This is a genomic window from Neoroseomonas soli, from assembly GCF_018129065.1.
Classification (GTDB): Bacteria; Pseudomonadota; Alphaproteobacteria; order Acetobacterales; family Acetobacteraceae; genus Neoroseomonas; species Neoroseomonas soli.
In genome coordinates, this window is record NZ_JAAEDM010000005.1 from 131,462 (window position 1) to 139,186 (window position 7,725).

7 protein-coding genes are annotated in these 7,725 nt (G+C 71.6%); 5 read left to right on the plus strand and 2 right to left on the minus strand.

Annotated features, from left to right (window positions below):
• Window positions 1-13 precede the first annotated feature (13 nt).
• Window positions 14-1,402 (minus strand): dipeptidase, encoded by a 1,389-nt coding sequence (locus GXW76_RS03500; protein ID WP_211860598.1) that lies wholly within the window; start codon window positions 1,400-1,402, stop codon window positions 14-16.
• An 86-nt stretch (window positions 1,403-1,488) separates the two neighbouring features.
• Here GXW76_RS03500 and GXW76_RS03505 point away from each other — a divergent pair, with 86 nt between their 5' ends.
• The 4 genes from GXW76_RS03505 (at window position 1,489) to GXW76_RS03520 (ending at window position 5,275) form a co-directional block, all read left to right on the plus strand.
• Window positions 1,489-2,358 (plus strand): isocitrate lyase/PEP mutase family protein, encoded by an 870-nt coding sequence (locus GXW76_RS03505; RefSeq protein WP_211860599.1) that lies wholly within the window; start codon window positions 1,489-1,491, stop codon window positions 2,356-2,358.
• Between the two features lie 17 nt (window positions 2,359-2,375).
• Window positions 2,376-3,506, plus strand: a complete 1,131-nt coding sequence (locus GXW76_RS03510) for an alpha-hydroxy acid oxidase (RefSeq protein ID WP_211860600.1) — start codon at window positions 2,376-2,378, stop codon at window positions 3,504-3,506.
• 2 nt (window positions 3,507-3,508) lie between these two features.
• On the plus strand, window positions 3,509-4,720 hold the full coding sequence (locus GXW76_RS03515) for an MFS transporter (RefSeq protein WP_211860601.1): 1,212 nt from the start codon (window positions 3,509-3,511) through the stop codon (window positions 4,718-4,720).
• Between the two features lie 186 nt (window positions 4,721-4,906).
• Window positions 4,907-5,275 (plus strand): response regulator, encoded by a 369-nt coding sequence (locus GXW76_RS03520; RefSeq protein WP_211860602.1) that lies wholly within the window; start codon window positions 4,907-4,909, stop codon window positions 5,273-5,275.
• Window positions 5,276-5,633: 358 nt separating this feature from the next.
• Here GXW76_RS03520 and hemN read toward each other — a convergent pair whose 3' ends face one another.
• On the minus strand, window positions 5,634-6,983 hold the full coding sequence (gene hemN, locus GXW76_RS03525) for an oxygen-independent coproporphyrinogen III oxidase (protein WP_211860603.1): 1,350 nt from the start codon (window positions 6,981-6,983) through the stop codon (window positions 5,634-5,636).
• Window positions 6,984-7,336: 353 nt separating this feature from the next.
• On the opposite strand from hemN, the gene GXW76_RS03530 reads away from it, so the two are divergent.
• Window positions 7,337-7,725 (plus strand): type VI secretion system-associated FHA domain protein (locus GXW76_RS03530; protein WP_211860604.1); only part of this gene is annotated, 389 nt, incomplete at its 3' end.

Sequence of the window (7,725 nt, forward strand, 5' to 3'; positions counted from 1 at the left end):
ATCGGGATCTGCTCTAACTCCGGAATGCCTCGGGCGGCACCTTGCCGAGTTCGCTCAGCAGCAGCGGCCAGCCGCGCAGGCCTTCCTCCAGCGAGGACAGGCGGAAGAACTCGTTCGGCGCATGGACGTCCTCATCCGGCATGGCGTAGCCGAACATCAGCGTGTCGAGGCCGAGCATCTCCTGGAAGATCGCGGTGATCGGCAGCGTGCCGCCGATGCGCGCGCGCACCGGGGCACGGCCGGTGGTGCGTTCGATCACGCGCTCCGCGGCGGCGAGCAGCGGGTGGCCCTCCCGCAGCGTGAAGGCGGGCGACCCGGCATCCTGTTCCGTGAAGTCCAGCGCCACGCCGGCCGGGGCCCTGGCCAGCAGATGGTCCCGCAGCAGCCTCTGCACCCGCGCGGGGTCCTGCCCGGGGCCGAGGCGCATGGTGAACTTCGCATGCGCCTCGCAGGGCAGCACGGTCTTGCTGCCGGCGCCGGTGTAGCCACCCCACATGCCGTTGACCTCGATGGTCGGCATCAGGGTGATGCGCTCGCGCAGCCCGAGATCCGGGTCGCCATAGGGCGCGGCGCCGATCGCGCCGTAGAACTCGGCCTCGTTCATCGCCAGCGCGGCGGCGTCGGCGCGCTCCCGCGGGCCGACCGGCGCGACGTCGTCCAGGAAGCCCGGCACGGCGATGCGGCCGTGATCGTCGTGCAGCGTCGCGATCAGGCGCGCGAGCTCGTGGTTCGCATTGCGCACCGCGCCGCCGTAGCGCCCCGAATGCATGTCCTTCGACGCGGTGCGCAGCGCGACCTGCAGCTTGGTCAGCCCGCGCGAGCCGACATTGACCGTGGGCAGAGTCGTGCTGGCCCGCCCGCCATCGGCCGAGAGCACCGCATCGGCCTTGAGCGCGTCCCGGTGCCGCTCGATGAGCGTGCGGAGGGATGGGCTGCCCGTCTCCTCCTCGCCTTCCAGGAAGAAGCGGATGTTCACCGGGCAGCCGCCGGCCTCGATGAAGGCGGCGACCGTCTCGACCGCGATCAGTGTCGAGCCCTTCACGTCCGACGCCCCGCGCGCGTAGAGCCGCCCGTCGCGGATCGTCGGCTCGAAGGGCGGGCTCTGCCACAGGTCCAGCGGATCGGGCGGCTGCACGTCGTAATGGCCGTAGACGATCAGCGTCGGCTTGCCGGGCGCGCCCATCCAGGCGCCGGTCACCGCCGGCTGTCCGCCGCCATCGAGCAGCCGCACATCGGTCAGCCCCGCCTCGCGCAGCCGCGCCAGGAGGAAGTCCCGCGTCGCCTTCATGCCCTCGGCATAGGCCGGGTCGGTGCTGACGCTCGGCAGGCGCAGCAGCGCCTTCAGCCGTTCCAGGATCTCGTCCTTGCGCGCCACCAGGCGCTCCGCCACTGCCTCGCTCATGCCGATGTCCCCTGGGTTGTCGGGGGCAGCCTAGACCGATGCGGCGGGCGGTTGCAGAGTGCCGCGGAATCAATCGGGGAACCGGGATGGAACGTCCTTCGGGCACGGCGCGGCGCCGTGCGGCCTTTCGCGCGATCCTGGCAGGGAACGCCTGCATCCACCCTGCCTCCGTGCACGACCCGATCGCCGGGCGGATCGCGACCGACCTCGGTTTCGAGGCCGCGATGTTCGCGGGCTCCGTTGCTTCCCTGACCGTGCTCGGCGCGCCGGACATCATCCTGCTGACCCTGAGCGAATTCGCCGACCAGGCGCGCCGCATCTGCCGCGCCGGAGCGCCGCCGCTGCTGGTCGATGCCAACCACGGCTACGGCAATGCGCTGAACGTGATGCGCACGGTGCAGGAACTGGAAACCGCCGGCATCGCCGCCCTGACCATCGAGGACACCGACCTGCCGCGCGCCCATGGCGGCGGGGAGCCGGGGCTGCTGAGCCTGGAAGCCGGCCTCGGCAAGATGCGCGCGGCGGTCGCGGCGCGCGACGATGCCGGTCTCGTGGTTGTGGCGCGCACCAGCGCGCTGAACCTCGTGAACCTGGATGAGGCGGTGCGGCGTGCGAAGGCCTACTCGACCTGCGGCGCGGACGCGCTGTTCTTCACCGGCGTGAACGACTGGGAGCAGCTTGCCGCCATCCAGGCGGCCTCGGGCGGGCTGCCGATCATTCTCGGCGGCACGCCGGCCGGCATGTCGGACAAGGCGCGCCTCGCCGCCCATGGCGTGCGCGTCGCGCTGCAGGGGCACCAGCCCTTCGCCGCCGCGGTCGCCGCCATCCATGCCACGCTGAAGGCGTTGCGCGACGGCATGCCGCCCGCCGAACTGAAAGGCGTCGCGCCGGCCTCGCTGATGAAGGCCGTCACGCGCGAAGCCGACTACGCCGCCTGGACCCGCGACTTCCTTTGACACGGAGCGCCCACCCGATGCCCACGACCGTCACGCCCGAAGCGATGGCCGCGATGGAAACCAAGTACCTGGCCCTGCATGAATTCGTGAAGGTGGCGAAGACCCGCCTCGACGCGAACCTGTGGGACTACGTCACCGGCGCCACCGAGACCGAGACCACCATGCGGCGCAACCGCATGGGGATCGATTCCATCGCCTTCCGCCCGCGCGTGCTGCGCGACGTGTCCAGCATCGACAGCACCTCGACCCTGTTCGGCAAGAAGATCCGCCTGCCGGTGCTGCTCGCGCCGGTCGGCGGCCTCGAATCCATCGCCGTCGGCGCCAACGGCTCGGTGACGGCGGGGGAGGGGGCCAGCGCCTTCGGCGCGCCCATCATGGTCAGCAGCGTGACGCAGCCGGGGCTCGAGCAGGCCGCCGCGGCGACGCCGGGGATGAAGATCTTCCAGCTCTACGTCCGCGGCGATGCCGCCTTCATCGAGGACAGCATCCAGCGCTCGATCGCCGCGGGCTACGACGCCTTCTGCCTGACCGTGGACACCGCCATCTACAGCCGCCGCGAGCGCGACATCGTCCGCCGCTTCGCCAAGCCCTGGCGCGCCACGGCGACCGGCGACGCGCAGCGCCACCAGGCCGCGCTGAACTGGGACGACGTGAAGCGCATCAAGGACCGGCACCCCACGCTGCCGCTGATCCTCAAGGGCATCGCGACGGCCGAGGACGCCGTCATCGCCTGCGAGCACGGCGCCGAGGTCGTCTATGTCTCCAACCATGGCGGGCGCCAGCTCGATGCCGGCCGAGGGTCGATCGAGGTGCTGCCGGAGGTCGTCCAGGCCGTCGCCGGCCGCGCCAAGGTCTGGGTGGATGGCGGCTTCTCCCGCGGCACGGATGTGGTGAAGGCGCTCTGCATGGGTGCGGAACTCGTCGGCCTCGGCCGTCTCTACTGCTACGCGCTCGCCGCCGACGGTGCGCCCGGCGTGGTGCGGCTGCTCGAGATCCTGGAGAACGAGATCCGCTCCTGCCTCGGGCTGCTCGGGGTCACCGCCTATGACCAGCTCGGGCCGTCCTTCGTCCATCCGGCGGCGCCGACCAACCTGCCGCATGTCCACAGCGCCTTCCCGCTGCTGCGCCTGGAGGATTCCGGCTACTGAAAATGCCCGATGGCACACCCGGCCGAAGTCCGGTCCGCGACCTGCTCGCGGATGCGGCCTTCGTCCGCCTCTGGGCGGCCGGCGGGCTCACCAATTCGATGCGCTGGGTGGAGATGCTGGTCAGCGGGCTGTTTGCCTATGACCTGACCGGCTCGGCCTTCGCCGTCTCCCTCGTGCTGATGTCGCGCGCGCTGCCGATGCTGACGGCGGGCGCGCTGTCGGGTGCCATCGCCGAAAGCCTCGACCGCAAGCACCTGCTGATGGCGGGCCAGGCGGCGACGGCGGTGGGCGCGGTCGTCATCGCCATCCTCGCCGCGACCGGCTCGCTCACGCTCTGGCACCTGTTCCTGAACGGCATGCTGGGCGGGCTGGTCTGGACCAACGAACTCGCCACGCGCCGCCGCATGGTCGCCGAGGCCGCCGGTCCGCACCGCATCGTCCAGGCGGTCGCCTTCGACACCATGACGGGCAGCACGACACGCATGGTCGGGCCGCTCGCGGGCGGCATCTTCTACCAGACGGTCGGTGTCACCGCGGCCTATGTCATCGCCTCCGTCCTCTATCTCGTCGCGTTGGTGCTGGTCTCCGGCGTCGTGCACCGGCAGGAGAGGAGGATGCTGGTGGCGCGGCGCCTCCTCTTCGACGTGATGGAGGCGGTGCGGATCGCGCTGGGGCATCCCACCCTGCGCCTGGTGCTCGGCGTGACGGTCGTGATGAACGTCTTCGCCTTCTCCTATACGGCGATCCTGCCTGCCTTCGGTGCCGTCGCCTTCCACGCGACCCCGGCGGAGATCGGCCTGCTCGCCGCGGCCGAACCCTTCGGGGCCCTGGTGTCCGGCTTGGGCCTCGCGCTGCGGAGCGGCCCGCAACCCGGGCGGAGGACCTTCGTGGCGGGCTCGGCGGCCTTCGTCGTGGTGCTGATCCTGGCGGTGCTGGCACCCAGCCTGTGGCTGGCGGTGCTGCTGCTCGTGCTGGCCGGCATCGGCATCGCCGCCTTCTCCAGCCTGCAGACCGGCCTCGTGATGATGGAGGCGCCGATCGAGGCGCGTTCCCGTATCCTCGGCCTGATCACGACCTGCATCGGCACGGGGCCGCTCGGGGTGCTGGTGGTGGGGGCGCTGGCGGACGAACTCGGCCCGCGCAGCGCCATCGCGCTGATGGCGGCGGCGGGCTTGGCCGCGCTGGCGGCCGTGGTCGCGCTCACGCGGCGGTGACCCGAAGTGGGCGCGGGCAACGATGACGCGGGCGGCGCCCCGCGCTACATGGGGGAGCCTCCGGGAAACGGACCGTAACGTGTGGGCATGACCTTGGGCACCACCCAAGGTAGTGTCACGCCCGCGCGACGGTCGGACCCGACTCCTGGGGCCACCCGTCCCGCCGGCCGCTCAGGAGGAGCCCGCATGACCCAGACCCTCGCGCACCGCCGTGTCCTTGTGATCGAGGACGAGGCCCTGGTCGCCATGCTGGTCGAGGATGCGCTGCTCGATGCCGGCTTCGGCGTGATCGGGCCGGCGCGCTCGGTGTCCGAGGCGATGGCGCTGCTCGATGCCGAGGTGCCGGCCGCGGCCGTGCTCGACCTCAACCTCGGCGGCGAAACGTCGCTGTCGGTTGCGGACGTGCTCACCGCGCGCGGCATCCCCTTCGTGGTGGCGACCGGCTACGGCGCGGCAGGGCTGCCGCCCGGGCACCGGCATGTGCCGGTGCTGCCCAAGCCCTACGACCCGGCGGACCTGACGGCGACGCTGGAGAGGCTCTGCGCCGGGCGGTAGCCGGCCCGCACGAGAGCAGATCCCGTCAGGTGGAAATCGCCTGATCGGGTGAAGATGCTCGTAGAAACAAAGGCCTGGAGCGGTGTCCGTAAGCCGAGGCGAACGGAGACCGTTCTATTGTCCTGCCCGCGAAGTTCGCTGGATTTCCGGCGAACGAAGCGGACGAGCAGGCCACTGAAAACAAAGGCTAGTGTCCTGAGAACGAAGTCCGCAGGATTTCGGAATCAGGACACCAGAGCAATATCCGATCAGGTGGAATCACCTGATCGGATTTCTTGCTCTCGAAAATTTTGAATCTAGAGCAGCTTATGTCCGGTCGGCGGAACCGCGCAGCGGTTCCACTCGACCGGACGCTGCTCTAGACGGCCGCGCTGTGCCGCCGCGGTGAGGGGGCGAGGTAGGCGTCGAAGCAGGCCGCGAAATGCCGCAGGAAGGGCCGCCCGGCCGGCGTCGCCTCGAGCCGCCCGCCCTGCCGCGCCACCATCCCGTCGGCGATGAGCCCATCCAGCCGCTCCGCCGCCGTCGCCATGACCGCGGGCGGCACGGCGGCGAGCCCGATGGCGCCGTCGCACATCACGCGCTCGATCAGCCGGGCGCGCAGCCGGTCTTCCGCGCTCAGGGCGCGACCGCGCACGACGGGCAGGCGCCCGGCCTCGACGGCGGCGAGCCACTCCTTCTCCCCGGCCTCGTTCTGCGCGAATCCGTCCGGCGTGCTGCTGATGGCCGAGGCTCCGAGCCCGACCAGGAAGGCTGCGGTGTCGGTGGTGTAGCCCTGGAAGTTGCGCCGCAGGGTTCCGGCGGTGGCCGCCACCGCCATCGCATCACCGGGCCTGGCGAAGTGGTCGAGCCCGATGGCGACGTAGCCTGCCCCGGTCAGCACCCGCGCCGCGGCCTCGGCCTGGGCCATGCGCAGGGTGGCGTCGGGCAGTTCATCCTCCCGGATGCCCTTCTGGTGCGCCTTCATCCACGGCACATGGGCGTAACCGAAGACCGCGACGCGGTCGGCGCCGCAATCGGCGGCGAAGCGGGCGGAGGCCTCGATCTCCGCCACGCCCTGCGCGGGCAGGCCGTAGATCAGGTCCATGTTGATGCTGCCGACGCCGATCGCGCGCAGGCCGCGCACGGCGGCCTCGACCTGGGCGGTGGGCTGCACGCGGCCGATCTTCTCCTGCACCGCCGGCGTGATGTCCTGCACGCCGAGGCTCGCCCGCTTCAGGCCGATGCGCGCCAGCGCCGCGAGCAGGTCATCGTCGAGGCTGCGCGGGTCGAGCTCGGCCGCGACCTCGGCATCGGTGCGGAAGGCGAAGGCGCCGCGCAGCGCTTCCGCAACGCGCGCCAAGCCCTCCGCGCCGAGCGCGGTCGGCGTGCCGCCGCCCAGGTGCAGCGAGCCGACCCCGCCATGCGCGGGCAGCAGCGCCGCGAGCATCGCCGCTTCCTTCGCCAGCCCCGCCCCGTAGCGCGCGATCCGCGCCGACGATCGCGTGACCGTGGTGTGACAGCCGCAATACCAGCAGAGCGAATGGCAGAATGGCACGTGGACATAGAGCGAAAGCGTATCGCCCGGCCCCGCCTCGCGCAGCCAGGCGGCGTAGTCTTCCGCCGCCAGCGGCGCGAAATGCGGCGCGGTCGGGTAGCTCGTGTAACGCGGCAGCGTCGTCGTGGCGTGGCGCAGGAGCGTGGCGGGGGATGGGGCGAGGGTCGCGGACATGCCGGGCATATGCGTCTCGCGGCCTGCCGCACGCCTTGCGCTGGCTCAAGCCGCGCGCGCGTCGCGCCCGCTCCGCATCGCGCGGGGTGTGAAGCGATGCGATTGTCGTCGGGGCCGTGCTGTTCCAGGTTGGCGACGAACCCGTCTATGGTGCGGATGGGGCAGAGGAAGGTGTCGATGTCCGGCGGCAGTGGCCTGGAACCTGGGCGGACTCGGAGCGGCGCGCGATGCGCGTCGCGCTGCGTCGCGCGTGCCATGCCGTGGCTGCCGGAGATATGCTCCGGCCGCATGCCCGACCGCGCCCTGCCTGCCGTGATCGCCCGCCGCGTCGCCGCGTGCGGAGGAGCCTGCCGATGGAACTGACCCTCACCGTGTTGCGCTGCCCGGACAGTGTCGTGCCGGAGCAGCGCCGCGTGCCCGGCGGCGATTTCATCATCGGCCGCGGCGCCGACGCGAACTGGGTGCTGCCCGATCCCGACCGGCTGCTGTCCAAGCACCATTGCGTGCTCGAATTCCGTGGCGGCGGCTGGCAGGTGCGCGACCTCTCGACCAACGGCACCTTCGTCAACCACGCCGACACGCCGGTGGGGCGCGACCAGGTGAAGATGCTCGAGGACGGCGACCGCCTGCGGCTCGGCGCCTACGAGATCGAGGTGCGCGTCGAGCAGGCGGGCGCCCAGCCCGCGGCCTGGGGCGGCGGGATGCCGTCGGCGACGCCGCCCGGCGGCGGCTGGGACTCGCC